The organism is Psychrobacillus sp. NPDC096389 (assembly GCF_044762855.1).
Classification (GTDB): Bacteria; Bacillota; Bacilli; order Bacillales_A; family Planococcaceae; genus Psychrobacillus.
The window spans coordinates 48,637-74,482 of the sequence record NZ_JBIWFB010000012.1 but is presented as its reverse complement, the minus strand read 5'-3'; the positions used below and the strand labels follow the sequence as shown (position 1 = coordinate 74,482).

The window sequence follows — 25,846 nt, the reverse complement described above, 5'->3', positions numbered from 1 at the left end:
CATCTTATCCAAGCTAATAAAAAAGGAGAGATGACGTTTGAAACAACTAAAGTATATTTTATTTAGCATCGTATTTTGTGCCGCAAGCTATGCGTTCTTGCAGGAAGAACAACCTACACAGGCTTTTTCCACGCAAATTGTAGAACGTGGAGCATATGGTGACGATGTAATTGAATTGCAGTCTAGACTCCAATATACCGGATTTTACACGAGTCAAATAGATGGGAAATTTGGTTATAACACATACTGGGCGCTTCGAAATTTCCAAGAAAAATATGGTCTTCCAGTCGATGGTTTACTAGGAGAGGAAACGAAGAAGAAGCTTGTCAGTGTTTCAGAGTTTGACAAACAATTCGTCCATGAACAACTGAAAAAAGGTAACAGTTTTACAACCTATGGTGGCAAGGATTTAGCGAGTCAAGTGAAAAATAAACAAGCGGAAAGTTCGAATATGCAACTCCCACCTAAATATTCGGAGAAAGATTTAGATCTCATTGCCAATGCCGTTTATGGGGAAGCTAGAGGAGAACCTTATGAAGGGCAAGTGGCAGTTGCTGCAGTTATTTTAAATAGAGTGGAGCATCCAGATTTTCCGAATACTATTTCAGAAGTAATCTTCCAACCACTAGCATTTACTGCTGTTGCGGACGGACAAATTTGGTTAGAGCCAAATGAACGTGCAAAAGAAGCGGTACTAGATGCGTTGAATGGTTGGGATCCTACGGAGAATGCAATCTATTATTTCAATCCAAAAACAGCAACAAGTAAATGGATTTGGTCACGACCACAAATAAAAACAATCGGACAGCATATTTTTTGTGCATAAGGAGGGCATATGAAAAAATTTATATGGGTAATCGTTGTTTCTGCTGCAGCTGTATTCCTTGTGTATCATTTTAACGTTCAGTCTAAAAATACTCGGTTAGAAAACGCCCTTGCGAATCAATACTCCAACCAATTAACATCGGCATCCGAAAAATTAATAAAACTAAGTGACTCCATTGATCAAACATTACTCTTTCAAGATAAAGAGGTGCTCGACCAGCCTTTAGAAGATGTATGGAGACTTTCTTCCGATGTTCGTGCTTCAATATCCGCATTGCCGATAGATCACGAAACTTCTACTGTATGGATGAACTATTTAAACCGGATTGGTAACAGTGCTTCCCTCGTGAAAGAAGGAAAGATACCGGTCGAGGAATGGCAAAAGAGTATGAAAGATGCTAGAACAAATTTAATATCATTATCCGATCAATGGGCTTTTACGAATAGAGAAGCCGGGAAAAAGGATTATATCGTTACTTCTTTTGTGAACAATAAAGCAAATAAAGAAAACGAGAAAAACTGGAAAACACTTGGGGATTCCGTGAAAGCCTATACAGAAAGTGATTTTCCAATGACAGCAAGTGAAACGGATAAACAAAAAAAGAAAGATTTGCAACATATTAAAGACTCCGAAGTAACGGTGGAACAGGTAAAACAAAACTTCATCAAATTATTTCCGGAATTAAAAGACGCAACCATTCATATTACAGAAAGTGCAGCAGATGCACCGTATCCTTTTTACCATGTGCAATTCCATAAAGGGATTCGAATTGGATATGCTGACTTTACGAAAAAAGGTGGTCACTTGCTTTCGTATTTATTGGAGCGACCTTTTGACAACACAACGATTAGTGCCGAACAGATGAAAGAAAAAGCAAGTACTTATATGAAATCTTTTGGCTATACAGATACCCAGATGGTGGAGTATCGAGAAAACCATATTGCTTGGCATTTAGCCTTTGCACGTGTTGATCCAAACAATGATGCACTCATTTACGCGGACGGCATGCATCTGAAAATCGCCAAAGATAATGGGGAACTTTTAGGCTTAAACGCGATGGAATATATTCAAAAAGAAAATATTGGGGAACAAAAAGTAGTCCCAATCGATTACAATGAAATATTCTCAGGCGATTTTACCGTTGAAGAAGAAAGACTAGCTTATGTAGAAAATAAAGAGCTACAACAACGTCTTGCCTATGAAGTATTAACAAGAAATGATTCTATTGGCACACATAAAACGTATATTGATACGGAAACCCATGAAATATTACACACAGAAAAATTGCCTTAAGTAGAAATTTTGATAGAAATATACCCCTTTAAGTGTCATAATATATTTATTATGACACTTAAAGAGGGTTGCTTATGAATATTAAACTTGGGACAGTTCTCACTTTAGAGCCAATCGTTTCAGAAAAAGCGGAAAAGTATCGCTGTAAAATTGTAGATAGCGATGATCAGGCGATTTATGTAGATTATCCAGTAGATACAATTTCAGGGAGAACCGTTTTTCTTATGGACGGGACACAACTTCGTGTTTCATACACCGAAGAATCAAAGGCAGCTTTTGCATTTCAAACAGAAGTTTTAGGCAAAAAAAAGGGACAAATCCCAATGATTAAACTTTCCTTTCCAGGAGATTCTGAAATTATTAAAATACAACGAAGAGATTTTGTACGTGTAGTCGCTTCGCTTGATATATCAGTCCAATTCCAAGATGAAAAGTACCAATTTGTAACCGATGACATTAGTGCGGGAGGGACGGCAGTCATATTAAATCGTGCCGTCAAATTTAAAGCGGATGATGATGTCTCTTTACTGATCCCATTAGGGTTTAATAATGGGGATATAAAGTATGTACAGACAACTGCTAAAGTAATACGTATTTGGGAAAGAGATTCAATCACATTGGCGTCATTGCAATTTTCTGATACGGATGAAGTAGACAAGCAACAGATCGTTCGATATTGTTTTGAACGACAAGTGTTGCTAAGGAAAAAAAGCAAGGACTAAAAGTCTGTCTAAACAGGCTTTTTTTCTTTGAGAAGTCATGGTAGTTTTTTACTTCATATTAAATTATACATGTGGATAACTATTTACATGTAACATTAGTAAGTTAAGTCATTTTTGAAAAAGATCGAAGGCTTATAGGGATAATGCGTCGTAAGGAAGTGTCCGCTAAGATTGCTGCTTGCTGCAAAAATCCATAGAAATTGCATACTTTTTCAGTGTAAAGTCGCACAAAATAAAATTTAGTTCTCTTTTTTCATTTTGCGGATCCATTAAATGGCATAGAGCAACCAACTAGTCAATGAAAGCAACTAATTCTACACCGAAAGCAACTAAAATCATCGCAAGAGCAACTAATTTGCATATGAAAGCAATTAATTCTTAAAACAACAAGTTTACTTGGAGTGAGACGACGATGACTATGACTCATTTTAGTCAATGTTGCGCAAATGACCCATAATGTTGCGTGTTTGAAGCGAAATGTTGCGCGAATTCTTTATAATGTTGCGAGTAATGACTCGAATGTTGCGCGTTTATTATTGGACAATCTTCTCCAGATAAATAGCTCGGATATATTTGCCGTAGCACGAGAACTGCAAGCACTCACCTTTTATGACGCACTTTCTTTAATACATACGTGTGAAATCCCATTAACCTAGCAACAGCGCCTTGCCCCTTAGGATAGACATAGGCGCTTACGCTTTTCAAGTTATATGTTAAAATAGATTCGAATAGAGCGGAGGCAAAAGTATGACAAAAAGAATTCAAGTAGCAATCGATGGACCGGCAGCTGCCGGAAAAAGCACAATAGCTAAAAAAACAGCAGAATTATTAGGGTATACATATGTAGATACAGGTGCAATGTATCGCGCAATTACGTATAAAGCAATTCGCTTAAACATAGATTTGCAAGACGGGGAAAAATTAACGAAACTATTACACGACACTACAATCGATTTAAAACCTTCTCCGAAAGGACAACTTGTATTTTTAGACGATGTAGAAGTAACCGAAGAAATTCGCTCCACAGAAGTAACCATTTCCGTGTCAGCTGTCTCTGCTCATGCAGATTTGCGAGAAGAAATGGTCAAAAGACAAGTGAAAATGGGAGAAGATGGCGGGATCGTCATGGATGGTAGAGATATCGGAACACATGTATTAACGAACGCCGAACTGAAAATTTTCATGTCTGCTAGCGTAGAAGAACGAGCAAACAGAAGATATTTGGACAACCAAAAAAGAGGAATTCATACAAGTTTAGAAGAATTGATAAAAGAGATCGCCCTTCGCGACAAACTAGATAGCGAGCGAGAAGCTTCGCCGTTAACACAAGCAGCAGACGCGATCTATATTGATACAACTTCTCTTTCTATTGAAGAAGTATCTGAACAAATTATGCAGCTCGCAAAAGAGAGGATGGCGTAATATGAATCTTTATTCCTTTGCAAAAACAGTTGTTTATGGCATTCTAAAACCAATTTACAGATTTGAAGTGATTGGAGCGGACAAATTTCCAAAAGAAGGAGGCATTTTATTATGTAGTAATCATATTGATAATTTAGATCCTCCCGTGGTTGGAATAAACGCGCCAAGACCAGTAAATTTTATGGCAAAGGAAGAATTGTTCCACTTGCCGCTTTTAAAAAGTATATTACCTGGAGTACGAGCATTTCCTGTAAAAAGAGGAATGAGCGACAGAGATGCGCTCCGCCGTGCTATTAAACTATTAAAAGACGGAGAAGTAGTTGGTCTTTTCCCAGAAGGTACGAGAAGTAAAGATGGACAACTTGGTAAAGGATTCAGTGGAGCGGGCTTTTTTGCTTTAAGAGGAGAGGCAAATGTCGTTCCTTGTGCCATTGTAGGTCCGTACAAACCTTTTAGACGTTTAAAAGTAGTATACGGGGATGCAATTGATATGCAGCCATACCGCGAGCGTAAAGCATCCGCTGAGGAAGTGACAGAGGTCATCATGGCTCATATTGCGGAATTATTGGAGCAATATAAAGCGAAATAATTAGACTTTTTCCATTTCAAAAGTGCTTCTTTTTGTATTTCTGTGCTAGTTCGCATAAAATAGATAAGAGACGTTGTGAAGGAGGAATATCATATGTCAGAAGAAATGAACTTAAACGACACACATGAGTTTAAAGAGGGAGATCTAGTTAAAGCAACGGTTGCACAAGTAGATGAAAAATCGGCAATCGTATCAATCGAAGGTGCACCTTTTGATGGCATCGTTCCTATTAGTGAACTATCTAGCTTGCATATTGAAAAAGCATCCGACGCCGTTTCCATCGGTGATGAACTGGAACTTATGATTACAAAAGTGGAAGAAGCTAATTTTGTTCTTTCCAAACGAAAAGTAGATGCTGAAAAAGCATGGGATCAGCTTGAAAAGCAATTCCAATCTGGTGAAATTATTGAAACAGAAGTAAAAGAAGTAGTAAAAGGCGGATTAGTAGTCGATTTAGGTGTGCGTGGATTTATCCCTGCATCTTTAATTGAAGACCATTTCGTTGAGTCATTCGATGATTATAAAGGGAAAGTGTTAACCTTTAAAATTGTAGAATTAGAAAAAGATAAAAATCGATTAATCCTTTCCCACAAAGCAGTAGTGGAAGATGAAAAATCGGTTAATAAACAAAAAACATTAGATGCCATCCAACCAGGTGACGTATTAGATGGTACAGTTCAACGCTTAGCGTCCTTTGGGGCATTCGTAGATATCGGTGGAGTTGACGGGCTTGTGCATATTTCACAAGTGTCCTACGAGCATTTAGATAATATTGCGGATGTTTTAAAAGAAGGGCAACAAGTGAAAGTAAAAGTATTGTCAATTGACCGCGATTCAGAAAGAATTTCTTTATCTATTAAAGATACTTTACCTGGACCGTGGGACGAAATTGAAGAAAAGGCTGCAAAAGGAAGCATTTTAACAGGTAAAGTAAAACGACTTGTTTCTTATGGTGCTTTTGTAGAAGTACTTCCAGGTGTAGAAGGTCTTGTGCATATTTCACAAATCGCCCACAAACATATTGGTACACCACAAGAAGTATTAAAAGAAGGCGAAGAAGTACTAGTGAAAGTGTTAGAAGTAAATAGTAAAGAAAAAAGATTGTCCTTAAGTATCAAAGAGTTAGTCGAAAATGAAGAAGCATTTGATTTGGCGGATTATCAGTTACCAGAAGAATCTAGAGGCTTCTCTATAAGCGATGTACTTGGAGACAAGCTAAAGGACTTTACGAAATAAAATCAGTCTATAAGAATCACAAAGCAGGTGACTTCGACAAAGAAGTCGCCTGCTTTTGTCTTTTTGTTGTATAATACAACTTAGACGAAGTTGGAAGGATGAATAAGTAATGACAAAACCAGTAGTAGCAATCGTTGGTAGGCCAAATGTCGGCAAATCGACTATATTTAATCGAATCGTAGGAGAGCGTGTTTCTATCGTGGAGGACATTCCAGGTATTACACGTGATCGTATATATAGTTCTGCCGATTGGTTAACACATGAATTTAATATTATCGATACAGGTGGTATTGAACTAAGTGACGAACCCTTTTTAGAGCAAATTAAGCAACAAGCAGAGATCGCAATGGATGAAGCGGATGTAATTATCTTCTTAACAAATGGACGTGAAGGCGTTACATCGGCAGACGAATATGTTGCTAAAATTTTGTATAAAACGAAAAAACCAATCGTTTTAGCAGTGAACAAAATTGATAATCCCGATATGCGCGAAATGATTTATGATTTCTATGCATTAGGAATGGGCGAACCATTTCCTATTTCAGGATCTCACGGATTAGGACTAGGGGATTTACTAGACGAAGTAGCAAAAAACTTCCCTACTGTAGAAGATCAGGAATACGGAGAAGATACGATTAAATTCTCCTTAATCGGTAGACCGAATGTTGGGAAATCATCTTTGATCAATTCATTTTTAGGACAAGAACGCGTAATCGTTAGTGATATTGCAGGAACTACTCGTGATGCAATTGATACGGAATATTCTTTTGATGGGCAAGAGTACGTCATGATCGATACAGCCGGGATGCGTAAAAAAGGAAAAGTATACGAAACAACTGAGAAATACAGTGTGCTTCGTGCGTTAAAGGCGATTGAACGTTCAGACGTTGTGTTAGTCGTACTAAACGCGGAAGAAGGTATCCAAGAGCAAGATAAGAAAATTGCCGGGTATGCCCATGAAGGTGGTAAAGCGGTTATCATCGTTATGAACAAATGGGATGCAATCGAAAAAGACGATAAAACAATGAATGAAATGACGAAATCAATTCGTGAGCATTTCCAATTTTTAGATTATGCGCCGATTGTCTTTGTTTCTGCAAAAACGAAACAACGTGTGCATAGCTTGCTTCCAATCATAAACAAAGTAAGTGAAAATCATTCACTTCGCGTTCAATCTTCTGTATTGAATGAAGTCATTGAAGATTCTGTAGCTCGTAACCCTGCTCCAACTGATAAAGGGAAGAGATTACGTATTTACTATGCGACGCAAGTGGCGATTAAACCACCGACATTTGTTGTATTTGTAAACGAACCAGACATGATGCATTTCTCATACGAGCGCTTTTTAGAAAACCGTATTCGTGAATCCTTTGATTTTGAAGGGACTCCAATACGTATCATTACTCGCGCAAGAACTTGAGTGTAAAAGGGGCGTAAGGACATGGAGAAAGTAACAGTACTTGGTGCAGGCAGCTGGGGAACAGCGCTTGCAATGGTGCTCGCGAATAATAATAATGATTGTCTTTTGTGGTCACACCGCGAAGATCAAGCGAAAGAAATAAACGATCAGCATACTAATGAGAAATATTTACCGAATATTTCAATGCCGAGCAATTTAAAATCGACTAGTCATTTTGAAGAAGCAATTCAACATGCTTCTACTATCGTGATTGCAGTACCAACAAAAGCAATCCGTGAAGTTTGTCAAAATATGAAGCCGTTTTTAACGGAGAAAAAATTATTTGTGCATGTTTCAAAAGGAATTGAACCCGATTCATTAAAACGCATTTCCGAAATGCTAGAAGAGGAGCTTCCCGCTGATTTTGTAGATGCCATTGTTGTGTTATCTGGACCAAGTCATGCAGAGGAAGTAGTGTTGCAACATCCAACTACGGTCACTGTAGCAAGTGAAAAAATGGAAGCAGCAGAAAAAGTACAAGATTTATTTATGAATAATTCTTTCCGTGTATATACCAATGATGATGTTGTAGGTGTAGAAATAGGAGCAGCTTTAAAAAATGTCATAGCTTTAGCAGCTGGAATTGTAGATGGTTTAGGCTATGGGGATAATGCAAAAGCTGCGCTTATTACAAGAGGGCTAGCAGAAATTACGAGACTAGGCATTAGTTTAGGAGCGGCTGCTTCTACATTTTCAGGGTTAACTGGTATGGGCGATTTGATCGTAACATGTACAAGCGTCCATTCTAGAAACTGGCGAGCAGGGAATATGCTCGGTAAAGGCGCAAGCCTACAAACAGTGTTAGATGAGATGGGAATGGTCGTAGAAGGCGTAAGAACGACAAAAGCCGCTTATCAGCTTGCAAAAAAACAAGAAGTAGATATGCCGATCACCGAAGCATTGCATTCTGTATTATTTGAAGGTACTCACCCGAAAGAAGCGGTCGATACTTTGATGCATCGCACGAAAAAGCATGAGTTGGACGATTATAAATCGTTCTAAATTTGTCACAAAGAAAAGAGTTGTTTGATAGCAACTCTTTTTCGAAGTGGTATAATTTAACTTAATTCGGCTGTGGTTTACGTGCCTTCTCCGAATTTTAGAAACTCTAGGAGTAAATACACCATGGTGTATTTGATAGTTGTAGAAAGGTGGGGAAGTTATTGTTACCTGTATTGTTAGTGTCATCGATGGATAAAATGTGGATATCATTTGGATCTATGGGTTGTATGTTTTTAGCAATGCTTTTTATGTTTTTTGTAAAAACAAAATTTAAAAACGCTTTCTTGAAATTTATTTTTGGTTTAATCGCATACATACTGTTATTTATAGGCTTCATTACGATGATTTATATTATTTTTAACCCAACAAAAGCTTAGTAAGGAGATTCCATGAAAAAATTACGTCTATTAGCAATTCTTACTATGGGCCTTCTCGTATTAGCTGGGTGTAGTTACAAAAGCGGATATGAGCCAGAGAATTTATTGCCATACGAAGATCAATTAAACGCTGTCCAAAATGCAGTAAATAGCTTTCGGGAAGATTCGGGAGGCTTACTTCCAATAAAAACAAGAGATATGGAAACAGATCAATATATAAAATATCCAATCGACTTTAAAAAAGTAGTGCCTGCATACATGGGGAAAGTCCCTGCAAACTCCTACGAAGCAGGTGGAATTTACCAATATGTGATTATGGACGTAGAGGAAAATCCTACTGTTAAATTGGTAGATTTGCGTCTCGCAGATACAATCCGAGATATTAACTACCGAAAAGGGATCAACGGATACGGACCGGTTGCAGAAATCATTGCAGAAGGGGTATATAAGCTAGATTACAAGAAAATGGGATATAAAAGTGAGTTATCTGTGCAAAGTCCTTATTCCGACACACAGTTGCCATTAGTAGCGACAGGTGACGGGAAAGTGTATGTGGATTACTCTATCGAGTTAAATCATTTACTTCAAGACAATGAAGTAGAGGTAAAACCGGGAGAAGATATCCGCTTTTTACTGACCGATAATTTTGCCATTGTTCCTGCCTACTCGCTTCCATATACGGTAAATGAAAATAATGAACCAGTTTTTATGATTACGCCTGCAAAGTAGAGACGATGTGTTAGACTAGTATGTTTCAATTTGTTTTGGACGGATTATTATCTAATAAAAAAAGATTAGGAAAGTGATGCTGTCACTTCCCTAATCTTTTTTGTATAAATCTTCTTAAGGAAGTGACTGCTGCAAAAGCAACAGAAATTGCCTACTTTTTCAGTATCAACTCGCTCCATATAAAATTTATTCTTATTTTTAATTAAGCTTTTCCAGTAAATGGCTAAGAGCAACCGATTAGTCATTGAAAGCAACTAATTCTACACCGAAAGCAACTAAAATCAGCGCAAGAGCAACTAAATTGTATATGAAAGCAACTAATTCTTATAACAACAAGTTTACTTGAAGTGAGACGACGATGACTATGAATCATTTTTGTCAACGTTGCGCAAATGACCCCTAATGTTGCGCGTTTGAAGTGAAATGTTGCGCGAATTCTATTTAATGTTGCGGGAAATGACTAGAACGTTGCGCATTTTATATTGGGCAATCTTCTCCAGATAAATAGCTCGGATATAGTTGGGTCCCACGCGCGATGACTAGCGGCCACCTTTTATGTCACACTCTCCATAATGCATTGTAATTTACTCTACTGGAACTTCACGCGAGTACCACATGCAAGGATAATTCATACATAGAAAAACGTTTTATGCTTTATGCATGAAACGTTTTTTTGTCACATATATTAGATTGCGAAGAAAGGAGACTATCCATGTCAAATCAACTTTATGAACAAATAGCAGAGCGAACTAATGGAGATGTGTATATTGGTGTTGTAGGTCCAGTTAGGGTAGGCAAATCAACTTTTGTCAAACGAGTAATGGAGCTCGTTGTCATTCCGAATATTCAAGATGAAGCGGAAAGAATTCGTGCGCAAGATGAGCTTCCGCAAAGTTCTCCAGGTAATGTCATTATGACTGCAGAACCTAAATTTGTCCCAGCACATGGAACGAATATCCACCTAGGAGAAGATCAATTACGACTACAAATTCGGTTAGTAGATTGTGTTGGCTACATGATCGAAGGGATTAACACTGGATCTGGAGAAGACGGACAGAAACTCGTACACACCCCATGGCATAGCGAAGCAATCCCATTTGAAGAAGCAGCGCGAATAGGTACTGACAAAGTAATTCGTGATCATTCAACAATTGGTATCGTCGTAACGACAGATGGATCAGTAAATAATATTCCGCGAAAAGCAGCGGAAGAAGCAGAAGAGCAAATTATTTCGCAACTAAAAGAAATCGGTAAACCATTTGTCATTGTATTAAATAGCAAAAATCCTGGTCATATAGACACGATTCAATTGAGTGAAGAATTACAGAAAAAACATGAAGTGCCTGTAATCGCGGTAGCTGTTGATCGTATGACTGCGGAGGAAATTCAGTACATACTCCAACAGGCACTTTATGAATTTCCAATTACCGATATTGAAGTGTTAAAGCCTGATTGGACGGATGTACTAGAACCGGATCATTTTGTGAACAATGCCATCACTTCTTCTTTACACGAATGGTTACAAATTGTCTCAAAAATGAAAGACGTAAAAGAACTTGCTGCAAGGTTCAAGCAAGTGCCATTTATTCAATCGGCAGAAGTCGTAGAGGCGAATCCGGGTCGAGGATCTGCTTGTATTCAAATAGGCTTGAAGCCAGAAGTGTTCCAAGAAGTGTGCGATGAGTGGTTAGAAGAACCAATTCAATCGAAAAAAGATTGGCTTTTGTTCGTGAAGGATGCTTCAACGGCGAAAAAGGCATATAATAAATTTTCAGAAGCACTAGAAGCGGCGAAAAATCACGGATACGGCGTGTCGCTACCAACTATACAAGATTTCCAACCTTCTGCACCTGAAATCATTAAACAAAATAATTTTTATGGAGTTAGCTTAAAAGCAAAAGCAGCTTCTCTTCACATTATTCGGGTCGATATGGAGGCAGAATTTGCACCGCTCATCGGCTCAGAATTCCATAGTCAGCAATTATTAAAAGATTTAAAACATGGGTATTTGCACGATCGTGATGCCTTATGGCAAACACAGGTTTTCGGAACTTCCTTAGTCGAAGTGATGAAAGAAAGTTTGCGCTACAAAACGGAAAGCGTTTCGGCAGTGGCGAAAAATAGAATGCGTCAAACGATCGAAAGAATGGTAAACGAAGGCGATCGAGGAATGGTAACGTTTATACTGTAAATCTGATACAGGGCTTTTCGCGACTATGCGAAAAGTCCTGTATTTTTATGAAAATGCCGTTTTTTTAAGGATTCTTCCCTAAACACGTGTAAATAGTGTTGCGAAGCCATTTCTGTTGTGATACTCTTTTTACAGGCTTAAAGCTATCTTCCTTTGAGAGGAGGTGAATGGTATGAATAAAACAGAATTAGTAAACGCTGTTGCGGAAGCTGCAGAACTTTCTAAGAAAGACGCATCTAAAGCTGTTGAAGCTGTATTTGAATCAATTCAAGCTGCTCTTGCAGATGGAGGTAAAGTTCAATTAATCGGCTTCGGTAACTTTGAGGTTCGTGAACGTGCAGCACGTAAAGGACGTAACCCTCAAACAGGTGAAGAAATCGACATCGCTGCTAGCAAGGTGCCTGCTTTTAAACCAGGTAAAGCACTTAAAGACGCAGTTAAATAATTGATGTTGTAGTACATAGAACGGTTATTGTGAAGCTTGCTTCATAGTAGCCGTTCTTTTCAATTACATAGTACGAAAGAAAAATTGTGAAGGTACATAAATCAGTTTCGCCTTGGCGTAATTGCGTCCAAATTTTGAATTGCGTATGAGCAATTAATTCCTTTCAAAATTGTGACATCTAGTGGAGGCTTTACTTTATACAAGACTTGCTATTGAATAAAGTAAAAAATATTTATTATATTGCATTCGTATGCTAAGATGCTAATGGTATATAAGTTAGTTCTAGGGGGTTAACAGATGACGAATGTCGATCTGAAAAAAATAGAAGAAGCAGTAAAAATGATTTTAGAGGCAGTTGGAGAAGATCCCGAAAGAGAAGGATTACTCGAAACGCCGAAACGAGTTTCTAAAATGTATGCGGAAATGTTTGAAGGCTTACATCAAGATCCAAAAGAATATTTCAAGACCGTATTTAACGAAGAACATGAAGAGCTTGTATTAGTAAAAGATATTCCTTTCCATTCCATGTGCGAGCATCATCTTGTCCCTTTTTACGGAAAAGCACATGTGGCATATATTCCTCGTGATGGAGTCGTAACCGGATTAAGTAAATTAGCGAGAGCTGTTGAAACAACGGCAAGACGCCCACAACTACAGGAAAGAATCACATCCAGTATCGCAGAAGATATTATGGAAATGTTGAATCCCCACGGAGTTTATGTTGTTATTGAGGCAGAGCATATGTGTATGACGATGCGTGGCATTAAAAAACCAGGTGCTAAAACGGTAACGGCAGTAGCTAGAGGGATTTTGGAAACAGACGAAGTAAAACGCTCCGAAATATTATCTTTTATACAGATGAAGTAACTGTTTTGGAGAAAGTTTTAGAATATGGTATGATGAAAAAAGATTGTTCGGGTAAAGGAGATTAAATTATGTCTAGTTCAGATTTTATCGTCATAAAAGCAGAAGAAGATGGGGTGCATGTCATTGGGCTAACCCGTGGCACGGATACAAAGTTCCATCATTCTGAAAAACTAGATACAGGTGAAGTAATGATTGCCCAATTTACAGAGCACACATCTGCGATGAAAATTAGAGGAAAAGCATCTGTTCACACAGCAAACGGTGTTATTCAAAGTGAATCCAAAAAATAAAAGACCTACACTAAAGTAAAGTAAGCGCGGTTGGGAAATGGAGTAAAGTGTAATGAATGAAGCAATGATCACACAACAGGTAAAACAATATAAAAGCGACATCCTCATGCAAATTCGGCAAAGCACTTTGTTAAACTATACAGGTACTCCTATCATTGATGAAGAACGTTTGTTTTTTACACTTTTACCACTACTCAATGGGGAAGATTGGAACGAATCAGAAAGAATTTCTGTACTCGCGGTTTCTCTGATTTTCTCGGCACTTGCTTCACATGATTTAGTGAAAGAACAAAATGCGACGTCGAGAGAACAACAATTACAAGTGCTAGCAGGAGACTATTACAGCGGGAAATATTATCAGCTATTAGCAAAAGATAAAAAGATAGATTTAATACAACAATTGTCAGAATGTGTCACTTCTATTACGGAGCACAAAACGAGGTTTTACGACAAACAAAACTATACGTTTGAACAACTGATAGGTTCTATTCAACTGATTGTAAGTAAACCGATCGAACAATTTATGGAGTACTACTCTTATCATGAATATGTATTTTTCATGAAAGAAGCGTTATTACTAGCATCATTGAAAAAAGAGATTGCTGCTTATGAACGAATGGAAGTTACACTATATATCGATAAATCTTCTGTCTTGAAATCGAATATAAACTTACTTCAAGCGGAAGTGAAAAAAATAGAAAACGATTTAATACAAGACGTCCGTTCTTCGGAATTATTAAAAGATCATGTCAAACATGCTATCGTGGAGCGGGTAACTAAACGTTCGCTGGAAACGCAGTTGAGAGAAGGTTAAACGGTGGGAAAATCAAAAGAACAACATGTACATGAAGTATTTGAAAAAATTTCAGATAATTATGATTCGATGAACTCTGTCATCAGTTTTCAACAACATAAAATATGGCGTAGTGACACGATGAAAGCAATGCAAGTGAAAACAGGTAGTGCTGCATTAGATGTATGCTGTGGTACTGCTGACTGGACAATTGCTTTAGCAGATGCAACTGGCCCAACTGGAAGAGTAACAGGGCTAGATTTCAGTCAAAATATGCTGAATGTCGGCAAAGAAAAAGTGAAAAACATTTCACAAATTGATTTATTGCAAGGAAATGCAATGGAGTTACCTTTTGAAGACAACACATTCGATTATGTCACTATTGGGTTTGGTCTTCGAAATGTGCCGGATTATAAACAAGTGCTTAGTGAAATGAATCGAGTTGCAAAACCCGGTGGTATGATTGTCTGCTTAGAAACATCCCATCCAGATTCTAAAATTTTCAATGCCGGATTTCGACTATACTTCCGTTATATAATGCCGATGTTTGGTAAACTATTTGCAAAAAGTTATAAAGAATATTCCTGGTTACAGGAATCAGCGAAAGACTTTCCAAATAGAGCGGAACTAACAAAATTATTTGAACAAGTTGGCATGGAACGTGTAACGAGTAAGCCATATAGTGGTGGTGCAGCAGCAAGACATATTGGTTTCAAAAAAGATATTTAAGTGGGGGAAGGTTTGGATCTGTGGATAAGATGAAGTTGAAATTACTTTATTCCGATTTAAAATCGGATTTAGAAGTCATAGAAAAAGAGCTAGCAGTAGCTGTGAATTCTTCCTCTCCCTTATTGAATGAAGCCTCTCTTCATTTACTTCTCGCTGGAGGAAAACGAATTCGACCCGTTTTTGTTCTACTTGCAGCGAAGTTCGGAAATTACTCGATTGACTCCATTAAACATGTTGCTGTTCCGATAGAACTGATACATATGGCTTCTCTTGTACATGACGATGTGATAGACGACGCAGAAACAAGAAGAGGTAGGGAAACGGTCAAAGCGCAATGGAATAATCGAGTGGCAATGTACACAGGAGATTTTCTTTTTGCGAAAGCGATGGAATACATAACAGAAGTACAAAATACATACGCACATGAAGTGTTATCTCACACCATGATAGAGCTTTGCATTGGCGAGATTATTCAAGTGGAAGATAAACGCTTATTAGACCAAACAGTAAGGGATTATTTGAGAAGGATAAAGCGTAAAACCGCTATCTTAATCTCTGCGAGTTGTGAGTTAGGTGCAATCGCATCTGGAACGGATGCTAAAACAATCAGGCATTTAAAACTATTTGGTTATTATGTCGGGATGTCCTTCCAAATTATCGATGATATATTAGACATTGTCTCGACTGATGAGCAATTAGGCAAGCCAGCTGGAAGTGATTTATTGCAAGGGAATATTACGTTACCAGTGCTATATGCAAAAGATGAGCCTGCAGTTGCCCCATTACTCCATGCCATGTTGGAAGGGACGATTTCTGCTACTGATCGACAAATACTATTAAAGGCAATTCGTCAATCAGATGGCATGACGAAGGCCAAACAACTAAGTAATCTATATTTACAAAAAGCTTTAAGTGAAGTGAAACAATTACCTGCGAATTCTGCAAAAAAATCTTTGCAAAATATTGCGCTATTTATGGGTAAACGTAAGTTTTAATTGAAAATTGTAGATCTTAGTGATACTATTTTTAACGGTGGAGAATTTCAGCCCATTATATTTATTTGAGGAGTGTTAATGATGGAAAAAACATTTTTAATGGTAAAACCTGACGGCGTACAACGTAACTTAATCGGTGAAATCGTAAGTCGTTTTGAGAAAAAAGGATATCAATTAGTTGGAGCAAAATTAATGCAAATTCCAACTGAATTAGCTGAACAACATTACGGCGAGCATAAAGAACGCCCATTCTTTGGTGAATTAGTAGAATTCATCACTTCCGGACCAGTTTTCGCAATGGTTTGGGAAGGTGAAAATGTTATTTCAACAGCTCGTCTTATGATGGGTGCTACAAACCCTAAAGAATCAGCTCCAGGAACTATCCGTGGAGACTTCGCAGTAACTGTTGGTAAAAACATTATCCACGGTTCTGACTCACCGGAAAGCGCTGAACGCGAAATCGGTCTATTCTTCAAACAAGAAGAATTAGTTGCTTACGCAAAAGACGCTAACAACTGGATTAATTAATTATTACTAATAAAAAGACAGACAAGTGTTCACATTTGTCTGTCTTTTTCTATATTCGAAACGGTCAGAATGCGATATACTAGATACAGGTCTATGGAAAGGAACGATGTCAGTTGCCAGACTATATTAAGTTTGTAGATTCCATTAAACGAAAAACAGGAATTGATCTAGCAGCATATAAAGAAGCACAAATGAAGCGGCGCCTAACTTCCTTATACGAAAAAAAAGGATTTAATAACTTTGTCGATTTCTTTCAGGCGCTAGACAAAGATAGAGATTTATTAAATGAGTTTCTAGATAGAATGACGATTAATGTATCGGAATTTTATCGAAATGCCAAACGCTGGGATGTTTTAGAACAGAAAATATTTCCTAAACTACTAGCAGAGAACAAACGATTAAAAATATGGAGTGCCGCATGTTCGACTGGAGAAGAGCCTTATACGACTGCTATGGTGCTGTCTAATCATCTACCCCTTTCGCAAATCTCAATTCTTGCGACAGATTTAGATGAAAATGCAATCGGACGTGCAAAGGTAGGAATTTATCCAGAACGTTCGCTAGCGGAAGTTCCGGCTAATATGAAGTCGAAATATTTCGAGAAACAAGCAGCCTTTTATAAAGTGGATGATGCGATTAAAAAGACCGTTACATTTAAAAAACATAATTTATTAAAGGATACATATGAAAAGAATTTTGATTTGATTATCTGTCGAAACGTCATGATTTATTTTACGGAAGATGCGAAGGATCAAATCTATCAAAGCTTTAGTGACTCACTTAAATCAGGTGGGATCCTATTTGTCGGTAGTACCGAACAGATTTTCAATCCTGGGAAATATGGGTTTGAAACAGAAGATACGTTTTTTTATCGGAAAAAATGAACTGTCCAAAAAATTTGGACGGTTTTCTTCTATACTTTGAAATAGTTTTTATGTTATAGTTGAATACAAATACTTTAGCGAGTTGAAGGGGGAAAGTGTTGTGCGTTATTTAACAGCAGGTGAGTCACATGGACCACAACTTACAGCAATTATTGAAGGGTTACCAGCCCAATTAGAAATTACGAGTGAACAGATAAATAAGGAATTGAAACGTCGCCAAGGTGGCCACGGTCGTGGAAGAAGAATGCAGATTGAAAAGGATACTGTAGCCATTACGGCAGGAGTGCGCCACGGTAAATCGCTAGGATCACCAGTTTGTCTTGTAGTAAACAATGATGATTGGAAACATTGGACGAATATTATGGGCATTGAACCACTTGGAGAAGAAATTGATCCAGAAGATATTAAACGCCAAATTACAAGACCACGTCCGGGGCATGCCGATTTAGTTGGTGGTATGAAATATGGACATCGCGATTTACGCAATGTATTAGAGCGTTCTTCTGCACGTGAAACAACTGTCAGAGTTGCAGTAGGAGCAGTGGCAAAACAATTACTAAGCGAGTTAGGTATTTCCATTGTTGCCCATGTAACGAAAATTGGCGGAATTGAAGCGGATTTAAGTCTAGCTACCGGTAAAACGATCGAAGAGATTCGCGAAGTTGTCGAAGCGGACCCAGTTTATTGTTTGGATTCTGAAGCTTCAGAAAAAATGGTGGAAGCAATCGACAATGCGAAAAAAGCAGGAGATACAATCGGTGGTGTCGTCGAAGTAATCATTTCCGGTATGCCAGCAGGTGTAGGGAGCTATGTGCATTATGATCGTAAACTGGATGCGAAACTAGCGATGGCTATGATGAGTATCAATGCATTCAAAGGTGTAGAAATTGGACTAGGGTTTGAAATGGCGAATTTATTTGGAAGTCAAGTCCATGACCAAATTTCTTGGAGTGAGGAAGAAGGATATACGCGCGATACGAATCGTCTAGGTGGTTTAGAGGGCGGTATGTCGACAGGAATGCCAATCGTAGTACGTGGTGTGATGAAACCAATTCCAACGCTTTATAAGCCGCTACAAAGCGTCGATATCGATACAAAAGAACCTTTTAAAGCAAGTATTGAACGATCTGATAGCTGTGCAGTACCAGCAGCGTCTGTCGTTGCTGAGGCAGTCATTGCATGGGAAATCGCGCAAGCTCTATTAGATACATTTAACGGCGATAAAATGGATTCATTAAAAGCAGAAATAGAAAGACATCGAGCTTATACAAAGGGGTTTTAAATTGTGAATATCCCGGTAAAAACAACCGATGCCTCGTATGAAGTGCATTTAGGAGAAAATATATTACAGGACTTTTGTGTCCAGTATAAAGCAGCACTTGAAAAAGCGGATCAGCTTGTGATTATTACGGATGAGCATGTTTGGAGTCTACATGAACAATATGTTCGAGAGCATTTTACGTTCCCATTTAAAGTATATATCGTGCCAAATGGAGAAGCGTGTAAAACATTTGAGTCATATTTTGATGTTCAAACATTTTTACTAACAGAAAACTGTTCGAGGAATTCCGTGCTATTTGCATTAGGTGGGGGAGCAGTAGGGGATTTGACGGGATTTGTTGCGGCTACATTTATGCGTGGGATTCCATTTTATCAAATACCTACGACCATTTTAGCGCATGATAGTGCAGTTGGCGGAAAGACTGCTATCAATCATCCTAACGGCAAGAATATGATTGGTGCTTTTTATCAGCCACAAGCGGTCATTTACGATTTTCATTTTTTAGCTACTTTACCAACAAACGAAGTACGTTCAGGTCTAGCGGAAGTGATTAAACACGCATTAATTAGTGATCCAAAGTGGGTAAATGAATTTTTTGCATTACCTGACCTCGAATCGATCGACAAAGAAGCGTTATTACAATGGATCGAAAAAGGTATTCGAGTGAAAGCACATATCGTGGAATTGGATGAAAAAGAGCAATCGTATCGCAAATATTTAAATTTTGGCCATACATATGGACATGCCATCGAGGCGACTGTAGGTTATGGGAAGATTACGCATGGCGAAGCAGTCATGATCGGTATGATTCCTGCCTTAATGCTAAGTGAAATGAACGGAAATGTAGCAGCAGATTATGCCCACAAAGTATATGAACTTGCCAGTAAACTAGGATACAATTTCAAGCATGTACTAGATTGTCCGTTTGAGCGATTAGCAGAATTTATGTTAAAAGACAAGAAAACAACGAACGGAGAACTCCATTTTGCCTTACTTCAAGAAATTGGAGAGCCGTTCGTCCAAGTTATTTCGATGAGTGAAGTGCAAAATTGTGACGAGCAATTGAGAAAGTGGATCAAGGAGGGAATGTAGATGTTCAGAGGAGTTAGAGGCGCAACAACTGTATCGGCAGATTCAAATGAAGAAGTATTGATAGAAACTGCGCGACTAGTACAAGAAATGGCAAAAGCAAATGATGTCCAACCAGAAGACATAGCATCCGTCATCATTTCAACGACGACAGATATTACATCCGCATTCCCTGCAAGAGCAGTGAGAAGTTTAGAAGGATGGACGTATGTACCGGTAATGTGTACACATGAAATGGATGTTCCAAACGCACTAGAAAAGTGTGTAAGGCTTTTAATGCATATCAATACCGATAAAAAACAGCAAGATATCCAGCATATCTATTTAAATGATGCGGTTATATTAAGACCTGACTTAGTCAAATAATAATAAGAAACGAGGAGCTTTCACATGAAATTCAAAAAACAAATTGCTGGCTTACAAGCATACCAACCAGGAAAAACAACAGACGGAGTAAAAAAAATGTTCAACTTAGAAACTGTAACTAAGCTTGCATCGAACGAAAATCCTTACGGGGCATCTCCTAAAGTAAAAGAATACTTGGATAGTGCAAGTTTCGACTTTGCTATTTACCCAGATGGCTATGCATCAAAACTTCGCACAGCTGTAGCAAAACATGTGAACGTTTCAGAAAAACAATTATTATTTGGAAATGGTTCAGATGAGAATATATTAATCGTTTCAAGAGCACTACTTCAGCCAGGTTTAAATACAGTAGTAGCTGATATTACATTCGGCCAATACAAACATAATGCTATCGTAGAAGGAGCAGAAGTCAAAACGGTTCCTTTACTTCCAAACGGTGAACATGATTTAGATAAAATGGCAGATGCGATCGATGAAAACACAGCAATCGTATGGATTTGTAACCCGAATAATCCAACGGGAACACTTATTGCTAGTGATAAAATTAAAGCATTCGTGGAAAAGGTACCAAATGATGTATTAATCGTTTTAGATGAAGCTTATACCGAATACATAACAGATGAAACGTACGAAGACTCGATTCACTTATTGGATAAACATCCAAACGTATTAATCATGCGTACTTTCTCTAAAGCATACGGCTTAGCTAGTTTCCGTGTAGGGTATGCTATTGGTTCAGAAGAAGTTATTAGTCAGTTAGAGCCAACACGTGAACCATTTAATAACACAGTATTAAGCCAATCCGTAGCGATTATCGGCTTAGAAGACCAAGCGTTTATCGAATCGTGTAGGGAAAAAAATAATGCTGGAAAAGCACAATATGAAGCATACTGTGCGCAGCGTAATCTCCATTTCTATCCTTCTCACACAAACTTTGTGTTCATGGAAGTGAAAGCAGATAGTGACGCAGTGTTCCAAGGATTGATGAAACGTGGTTTTATCGTTCGAAGCGGAAATGCACTTGGGAAACCAGGTTATCTTCGAATCACTATTGGAACAGAGGCACAAAACACAGAATTACTACAAAAATTAGATGAAGTGTTAAAAGAGGAAGGCGTTTTGTAATGAAACAAACGATTTTCATCATTGGGCTTGGTCTAATAGGAGGCTCACTTGCCCTTGGTTTAAAGCGGAACGAACATGTGACAATAATCGGTTATGACGCCCATGCACCATCACTTCGAACAGCGAAAAGAATAGGTGTTATTGATGAAATGGCAGTTCATATAAAAGAGGCGGCTGAAATTGCAGATGTTATCGTTTTTGCTACTCCTGTCAATGAAACGATTCGTCTGATGAACGAGTTATCGACCTGGAACCTAAAAGACCAAGTTATAGTGACTGATACGGGCAGTACAAAAAATGAAATAATGAAAGCAGCACGCACATTAAAAGAGCGAGGCATTACGTTTATCGGCGGTCATCCAATGGCCGGCTCGCATAAAAGTGGGGTTGAGGCAGCTAGAGCGCATCTCTTTGAAAATGCCTACTATTTGCTAACTCCATTTCCAGATGAAGATAAAGAAATCGTTGCGATACTGACGAATTTATTGCAAGTAACAAAAGCGAAAATCGTCCAAGTGAATGCAGAAGAACATGACCATATGACGGCAGTTGTCAGTCACTTTCCACATCTAGTTGCGGCATCATTAGTGCACCAACTGGCAGGGGAAAATGAAAAATTTCCATTCACAAAACAACTTGCAGCAGGGGGGTTCCGCGATTTAACGCGTATCGCTTCGGCAAATCCAATTATGTGGCGGGATATAACCGTTCAAAATCGCCAGGAACTTAGTGATCAATTGCAAATGTGGACAGAAGAGATGATTAATCTGCAAAATCTATTGCTTCACGCAGATGAAGAAGATATTGAAAATTATTTTCAAACGGCCAAACAAGTGCGAGATGAACTGCCGATCACCGCACAAGGGGCGATGTTTTCTGTATTTGATTTGTATGTCGATGTTCCTGATTATCCAGGGGTTATTTCAGAAATTACAGGCTACTTAGCCAAAGACAGTATTAGTATTACGAATTTGCGAATTGTGGAAACCCGCGTAGACGTTTTTGGAATTTTGGTCATTAGTTTTCAAACGACAGAAGATCGTGCGAAAGCGGTCCAATGCATTGCCAAAAACACGACATTTGACACGTATATTTCTTAAGGAGGAAGAAGGATGACGAGTAAAGTATTGGACTACAAACAGCCTTCCTTACAAGGAACTTTGCGAATTCCTGGAGACAAGTCTGTATCCCATCGCTCTATTATGTTTGGAGCAATGGCTGAAGGTACCACTACGGTGGAAGGCTTCTTACTAAGTGATGATTGCCTAGCGACGATTGACTGCTTCCAAAAGCTTGGTGTCGAAATTATGGTAGAAGAAGAAAATGTTCATATCGAGAGTAACGGCATTCAAGCGTGGAAAGAGCCTAACGAGATTTTATATACTGGTAACTCTGGTACGACAACACGCCTTATGCTTGGAATTCTCGCAGGTTCCAACGTGTCATCTGTTCTCATTGGTGACGAGTCGATTCAAAAGAGACCGATGAAACGAGTAACAGATCCGTTAAAGCAAATGGGCGCGAAGTTAATTGGTCGAGAAAATGGACAATTTACGCCAATTGCGGTGGAAGGAACAAATTTAGCGTCTATTCATTACCAAATGCCTGTTGCGAGTGCACAAGTGAAGTCTGCTATTTTATTTGCTGCCCTACATGCACAAGGAGAAACGATTATTCAAGAAATAGAAACCTCTCGCGATCATACAGAAAAAATGCTCCAACATTTCGGAGCAGACATTAAAGTCCGAAACAAAACAATCCGATTGCAAGGCGGCCAAAAACTTGCTGGAACTCATGTCGTCGTACCAGGTGATATTTCTTCTGCAGCATTCTTTTTAGCCGCGGGAGCAATTGTTCCTAATAGCAAACTGATCTTAACCAATGTCGGCTTAAACGAAACGAGAACAGGCATTATCGATGTGCTTCAAGCAATGGGGGCAAATTTATCGATCAACATGTCGGAAAATACGAGCCATGAAGAAATGGGAACGATTGAAATCGAGACATCTTCCCTAAAAGGCACAGAAATCGGCGGAGATTTAATTCCCCGGTTGATCGATGAAATTCCGATCATTGCTTTACTCGCGACTCAAGCGGAAGGTAAAACAGTCATTAAAAACGCAGAAGAGTTAAAAGTAAAAGAAACGAATCGAATTGATGCAGTCGTCAATGAATTAAAGAAACTCGGTGCCAATATTACTGCTACAGAAGACGGGATGATTATTGAAGGACCGACTCCTCTGCATGGCGGCGAGTTTAAGACATATGGTGACCATCGTATTGGCATGATGGGGGCAATCGCATCACTCATTACATCAAGTGGCATTGCGCTAGATGATCCTGCTTGCATTGCAGTTTCCTATCCGAACTTCTTTGAGCAATTGGACAGCGTGCGAATTAGTAAATAAATATATCTCTACAGACCAAGGACGAAGAAATTCGTCTCTTGGTCTGTTTTTATTTTTAGTACATTTTTACTTTTTCAGACATAAAATTGATTTTGCACCAAATTACAGTGAAAGATAAATATTACCGATTTGATATGATACATCTTAAAACTATGATTATTTATTAAAAAAATGTAAATCACCTTTCTTTTTATAGTTCTATATGCTATTTTTATATAGGTATATTTTCGCTAATTTAGACACAATTAGTAGACAATAAGTTTGAATGAGTGAAAAAAATAAAAAGGGGTTAAGGAGTTTTTATATGAAATGGACAATTAACAAAAAACTGCTAGTCGGATTTTCTGCAGTTTTACTATTATTAGTCATTATGATTGGGATTAGCTACAGCCAAATTACAGCTGTCAATAATTCATATACTGACTTAGTAGAAGATAAAGCAATGAAAGCTGTAGAAATTAGCCAGTTACAAGTGGCGGTCAAACAAGAAATTATTGCGATGAGAGGGTATCTGATAGTAGGAGATAATAAATCTCTTGAAGATCATACTACCGCTGTCTCTAACTATAATAAAGCATATGATGCTTTATTAGCTAAGTTTAAGCTTCCAGAAGCAATTAAGATGTTAGAAGATATCCATCAGGTTCAAGCGGAGTACGCACAATTCACGGAGAAGGTATTTAATCTTAAAAAGCAAAACAAAACGAATGAATACGAAAGGCTTGTTTCTTCGGAAGGTAGAGATATTTTGGTCAAACTTGACGCGGCAGTAGCTAAACTTTCAAGTTTTCAAAATGATTTACTAGTCAATGGTAGTGCTGACAACAGTGTAAAAGTACAAGATACAATTAGGCTTGTATTAGTAATAGGGATTATTGCTGTTGTTGTTGGAGTAGCAATTGCAATTATAATAGGGCGTCTTATCTCCAAACCAGTTGTTGCACTAGCCAACTCGGCGAAAAGAATGGCGGACGGTGATCTTTCAATAGATATGGTTAAGGTGAAAAACAAAGATGAAATTGGGGACTTAGTCGGTTCCTTTAATATGATGGCTGAAAATCTACGTACGGTAATTGAACAAGTGAGTATGAACTCGAATCATGTAGCATCTTCCGCAGAGGAGCTAACTGCAAGTGCGGAACAGACATCTGAGGCGACCGAACAGATTGTAACTTCTTTACAGGCAGTGGCAAGTGGTTCAGAAACACAAGTTATTTCTGCCAACGAATCTTCGGAAGCTATGAAAGAAATGGCTATTGGAATTCAACAAGTAGCCGAAACTTCATCCACGGTTTCCGAATCGGCAATTCAAACGAACAAAGAAGCAAACTTGGGCAATGAATCACTTCAACAAATGATTCGTCAAATGGACGCTATCCACAATGCAGTAGCAGAATCTGCTTTAGGTATAAAAAAATTAGGCAATCTTTCTCAGGAAATTGGCAATATTATCGAAGTTATCACTGGAATAGCAGACCAAACAAATTTATTGGCTCTTAATGCAGCAATAGAGGCAGCTCGTGCTGGAGAACATGGACAAGGATTTGCGGTAGTTGCGGATGAAGTTCGTAAACTTGCAGAACAGTCCCGAGACTCTGCGGACCAAATAGCAGGATTAATAAATCAAATTCAAACCGATACAGCAGAAGCAGTAAACGTAATGGAAGTCGGTACAAAAGAAGTAGCAGCAGGAAAAGTGATCGTAGATGAAACGGGAATGCGTTTTGAGAAGATTTTACTTTCTATTGAGCAAGTTACCGCTCAAATTCAAGAAGTTTCCGCTATTACGGAAGAAATGTCCGCGAGCGTAGAAGAAGTGAGCGCATCGATCGAAGAAATGGCAAATATAGCGCAGTACTCCGCTTCCAACACGCAAAACGTAGCTTCCGCTTCCGAAGAACAACTTGCCTCTATGGAAGAAATTACAGCTTCTGCTACTAGTTTGTCTAATATGGCAGAAGATTTACAAGTAATCGTAAAACAATTCAAGCTATAAAAAAGCACTAGATTATTCTTAACTGAATAATAATCGCTATTTGAATTAATAAGCTTATTATTTCAAAGGTTGTCATAAGATCACCTCCATTCTGCATGGAAGTGATCAACCACCGCTCCTGCATATGCAATTTTTTACTAAACAACTTATTTGAGTAACACTTTTCAATGCTCTCCATCAAATTGGAGAGTTTTTTTCTTGTT

Annotated in this window: 26 protein-coding genes; all 26 read left to right on the top strand. The window is 38.3% G+C overall.

What is annotated here, in order from left to right; genetic code table 11:
* Positions 1-67 precede the first annotated feature (67 nt).
* The 26 genes from sleB (at position 68) to ACIQ38_RS21400 (ending at position 25,643) form a co-directional block, all read left to right on the top strand.
* A complete protein-coding gene (gene sleB, locus ACIQ38_RS21525) occupies positions 68-826 on the top strand; it encodes a spore cortex-lytic enzyme (RefSeq protein WP_402828326.1) in 759 nt (252 codons plus the stop codon).
* Between the two features lie 9 nt (positions 827-835).
* Positions 836-2,119 carry a PepSY1/2 domain-containing protein gene (locus ACIQ38_RS21520; RefSeq protein ID WP_402828201.1) on the top strand — a complete coding sequence of 428 codons (1,284 nt, stop codon included), beginning with the start codon at positions 836-838 and terminating at the stop codon, positions 2,117-2,119.
* 74 nt (positions 2,120-2,193) lie between these two features.
* The gene (locus ACIQ38_RS21515; RefSeq protein WP_402828198.1) at positions 2,194-2,841 is read left to right on the top strand and encodes a flagellar brake protein; all 648 of its coding nucleotides are present in this window, start codon (positions 2,194-2,196) and stop codon (positions 2,839-2,841) included.
* Between the two features lie 747 nt (positions 2,842-3,588).
* Positions 3,589-4,263, top strand: coding sequence for a (d)CMP kinase (gene cmk / locus ACIQ38_RS21510; protein WP_402828195.1), 675 nt, complete (start codon positions 3,589-3,591; stop codon positions 4,261-4,263).
* Between the two features lies 1 nt (position 4,264).
* Positions 4,265-4,852, top strand: a complete 588-nt coding sequence (locus ACIQ38_RS21505) for a lysophospholipid acyltransferase family protein (RefSeq protein WP_402828192.1) — start codon at positions 4,265-4,267, stop codon at positions 4,850-4,852.
* Between the two features lie 93 nt (positions 4,853-4,945).
* Complete coding sequence (rpsA, locus tag ACIQ38_RS21500; protein WP_402828189.1) at positions 4,946-6,088, top strand: 30S ribosomal protein S1; 1,143 nt, start codon at positions 4,946-4,948, stop codon at positions 6,086-6,088.
* Positions 6,089-6,197: 109 nt separating this feature from the next.
* On the top strand, positions 6,198-7,508 hold the full coding sequence (gene der / locus ACIQ38_RS21495) for a ribosome biogenesis GTPase Der (RefSeq protein WP_402828186.1): 1,311 nt from the start codon (positions 6,198-6,200) through the stop codon (positions 7,506-7,508).
* A 21-nt stretch (positions 7,509-7,529) separates the two neighbouring features.
* Positions 7,530-8,549 carry an NAD(P)H-dependent glycerol-3-phosphate dehydrogenase gene (locus ACIQ38_RS21490; RefSeq protein ID WP_402828183.1) on the top strand — a complete coding sequence of 340 codons (1,020 nt, stop codon included), beginning with the start codon at positions 7,530-7,532 and terminating at the stop codon, positions 8,547-8,549.
* Positions 8,550-8,710: 161 nt separating this feature from the next.
* Positions 8,711-8,926 carry a DUF2768 domain-containing protein gene (locus tag ACIQ38_RS21485; protein WP_246097079.1) on the top strand — a complete coding sequence of 72 codons (216 nt, stop codon included), beginning with the start codon at positions 8,711-8,713 and terminating at the stop codon, positions 8,924-8,926.
* 12 nt (positions 8,927-8,938) lie between these two features.
* Positions 8,939-9,655: a hypothetical protein gene (locus ACIQ38_RS21480; protein WP_402828179.1), complete on the top strand. Its 717-nt coding sequence runs from the start codon at positions 8,939-8,941 to the stop codon at positions 9,653-9,655.
* Between the two features lie 712 nt (positions 9,656-10,367).
* Positions 10,368-11,846: a stage IV sporulation protein A gene (gene spoIVA / locus ACIQ38_RS21475; RefSeq protein WP_402828176.1), complete on the top strand. Its 1,479-nt coding sequence runs from the start codon at positions 10,368-10,370 to the stop codon at positions 11,844-11,846.
* Positions 11,847-12,018: 172 nt separating this feature from the next.
* Complete coding sequence (locus ACIQ38_RS21470; protein ID WP_093273151.1) at positions 12,019-12,291, top strand: HU family DNA-binding protein; 273 nt, start codon at positions 12,019-12,021, stop codon at positions 12,289-12,291.
* Positions 12,292-12,588: 297 nt separating this feature from the next.
* Positions 12,589-13,158 (top strand): GTP cyclohydrolase I FolE, encoded by a 570-nt coding sequence (folE, locus tag ACIQ38_RS21465; RefSeq protein WP_402828172.1) that lies wholly within the window; start codon positions 12,589-12,591, stop codon positions 13,156-13,158.
* 68 nt (positions 13,159-13,226) lie between these two features.
* Complete coding sequence (mtrB, locus tag ACIQ38_RS21460) at positions 13,227-13,448, top strand: trp RNA-binding attenuation protein MtrB (RefSeq protein ID WP_093273145.1); 222 nt, start codon at positions 13,227-13,229, stop codon at positions 13,446-13,448.
* A 52-nt stretch (positions 13,449-13,500) separates the two neighbouring features.
* A complete protein-coding gene (locus ACIQ38_RS21455; protein ID WP_402828167.1) occupies positions 13,501-14,262 on the top strand; it encodes a heptaprenyl diphosphate synthase component 1 in 762 nt (253 codons plus the stop codon).
* Positions 14,263-14,265: 3 nt separating this feature from the next.
* Complete coding sequence (locus ACIQ38_RS21450) at positions 14,266-14,970, top strand: demethylmenaquinone methyltransferase (RefSeq protein ID WP_402828164.1); 705 nt, start codon at positions 14,266-14,268, stop codon at positions 14,968-14,970.
* Between the two features lie 20 nt (positions 14,971-14,990).
* A complete protein-coding gene (gene hepT / locus ACIQ38_RS21445; protein WP_402828161.1) occupies positions 14,991-15,965 on the top strand; it encodes a heptaprenyl diphosphate synthase component II in 975 nt (324 codons plus the stop codon).
* 81 nt (positions 15,966-16,046) lie between these two features.
* Complete coding sequence (gene ndk / locus ACIQ38_RS21440) at positions 16,047-16,493, top strand: nucleoside-diphosphate kinase (protein ID WP_142537214.1); 447 nt, start codon at positions 16,047-16,049, stop codon at positions 16,491-16,493.
* 113 nt (positions 16,494-16,606) lie between these two features.
* Positions 16,607-17,377: a CheR family methyltransferase gene (locus ACIQ38_RS21435; protein ID WP_402828158.1), complete on the top strand. Its 771-nt coding sequence runs from the start codon at positions 16,607-16,609 to the stop codon at positions 17,375-17,377.
* Positions 17,378-17,477: 100 nt separating this feature from the next.
* Positions 17,478-18,659, top strand: a complete 1,182-nt coding sequence (gene aroC / locus ACIQ38_RS21430) for a chorismate synthase (protein ID WP_402828155.1) — start codon at positions 17,478-17,480, stop codon at positions 18,657-18,659.
* Between the two features lie 3 nt (positions 18,660-18,662).
* The gene (gene aroB, locus ACIQ38_RS21425; RefSeq protein ID WP_402828152.1) at positions 18,663-19,751 is read left to right on the top strand and encodes a 3-dehydroquinate synthase; all 1,089 of its coding nucleotides are present in this window, start codon (positions 18,663-18,665) and stop codon (positions 19,749-19,751) included.
* A complete protein-coding gene (gene aroH / locus ACIQ38_RS21420; RefSeq protein ID WP_402828149.1) occupies positions 19,752-20,114 on the top strand; it encodes a chorismate mutase in 363 nt (120 codons plus the stop codon).
* A 24-nt stretch (positions 20,115-20,138) separates the two neighbouring features.
* Entirely contained in the window at positions 20,139-21,239 is a 1,101-nt protein-coding gene (gene hisC / locus ACIQ38_RS21415) for a histidinol-phosphate transaminase (protein ID WP_402828146.1), read from the top strand.
* Positions 21,239-22,339 (top strand): prephenate dehydrogenase, encoded by a 1,101-nt coding sequence (locus ACIQ38_RS21410; RefSeq protein WP_402828143.1) that lies wholly within the window; start codon positions 21,239-21,241, stop codon positions 22,337-22,339. Before hisC ends, ACIQ38_RS21410 begins: the two co-directional genes overlap by 1 nt.
* Before the next feature lie 12 nt (positions 22,340-22,351).
* A complete protein-coding gene (gene aroA, locus ACIQ38_RS21405) occupies positions 22,352-23,647 on the top strand; it encodes a 3-phosphoshikimate 1-carboxyvinyltransferase (protein ID WP_402828140.1) in 1,296 nt (431 codons plus the stop codon).
* A 304-nt stretch (positions 23,648-23,951) separates the two neighbouring features.
* Entirely contained in the window at positions 23,952-25,643 is a 1,692-nt protein-coding gene (locus ACIQ38_RS21400; RefSeq protein ID WP_402828138.1) for a methyl-accepting chemotaxis protein, read from the top strand.
* Positions 25,644-25,846: the final 203 nt, after the last annotated feature.

Excerpts from the sequence above, each read along its gene's own strand:
- ACIQ38_RS21520 (WP_402828201.1), top strand. The coding sequence starts at position 836 with ATGAAAAAATTTATATGGGTAATCGTTGTTTCTGCTGCAGCTGTATTC.
- ACIQ38_RS21515 (WP_402828198.1), top strand. The coding sequence starts at position 2,194 with ATGAATATTAAACTTGGGACAGTTCTCACTTTAGAGCCAATCGTTTCA.
- cmk (WP_402828195.1), top strand. The coding sequence starts at position 3,589 with ATGACAAAAAGAATTCAAGTAGCAATCGATGGACCGGCAGCTGCCGGA.
- ACIQ38_RS21505 (WP_402828192.1), top strand. The coding sequence starts at position 4,265 with ATGAATCTTTATTCCTTTGCAAAAACAGTTGTTTATGGCATTCTAAAA.
- rpsA (WP_402828189.1), top strand. The coding sequence starts at position 4,946 with ATGTCAGAAGAAATGAACTTAAACGACACACATGAGTTTAAAGAGGGA.
- der (WP_402828186.1), top strand. The coding sequence starts at position 6,198 with ATGACAAAACCAGTAGTAGCAATCGTTGGTAGGCCAAATGTCGGCAAA.
- ACIQ38_RS21490 (WP_402828183.1), top strand. The coding sequence starts at position 7,530 with ATGGAGAAAGTAACAGTACTTGGTGCAGGCAGCTGGGGAACAGCGCTT.
- ACIQ38_RS21480 (WP_402828179.1), top strand. The coding sequence starts at position 8,939 with ATGAAAAAATTACGTCTATTAGCAATTCTTACTATGGGCCTTCTCGTA.
- spoIVA (WP_402828176.1), top strand. The coding sequence starts at position 10,368 with ATGTCAAATCAACTTTATGAACAAATAGCAGAGCGAACTAATGGAGAT.
- ACIQ38_RS21470 (WP_093273151.1), top strand. The coding sequence starts at position 12,019 with ATGAATAAAACAGAATTAGTAAACGCTGTTGCGGAAGCTGCAGAACTT.
- folE (WP_402828172.1), top strand. The coding sequence starts at position 12,589 with ATGACGAATGTCGATCTGAAAAAAATAGAAGAAGCAGTAAAAATGATT.
- mtrB (WP_093273145.1), top strand. The coding sequence starts at position 13,227 with ATGTCTAGTTCAGATTTTATCGTCATAAAAGCAGAAGAAGATGGGGTG.
- ACIQ38_RS21455 (WP_402828167.1), top strand. The coding sequence starts at position 13,501 with ATGAATGAAGCAATGATCACACAACAGGTAAAACAATATAAAAGCGAC.
- ndk (WP_142537214.1), top strand. The coding sequence starts at position 16,047 with ATGGAAAAAACATTTTTAATGGTAAAACCTGACGGCGTACAACGTAAC.
- aroH (WP_402828149.1), top strand. The coding sequence starts at position 19,752 with ATGTTCAGAGGAGTTAGAGGCGCAACAACTGTATCGGCAGATTCAAAT.
- hisC (WP_402828146.1), top strand. The coding sequence starts at position 20,139 with ATGAAATTCAAAAAACAAATTGCTGGCTTACAAGCATACCAACCAGGA.
- ACIQ38_RS21410 (WP_402828143.1), top strand. The coding sequence starts at position 21,239 with ATGAAACAAACGATTTTCATCATTGGGCTTGGTCTAATAGGAGGCTCA.
- aroA (WP_402828140.1), top strand. The coding sequence starts at position 22,352 with ATGACGAGTAAAGTATTGGACTACAAACAGCCTTCCTTACAAGGAACT.
- ACIQ38_RS21400 (WP_402828138.1), top strand. The coding sequence starts at position 23,952 with ATGAAATGGACAATTAACAAAAAACTGCTAGTCGGATTTTCTGCAGTT.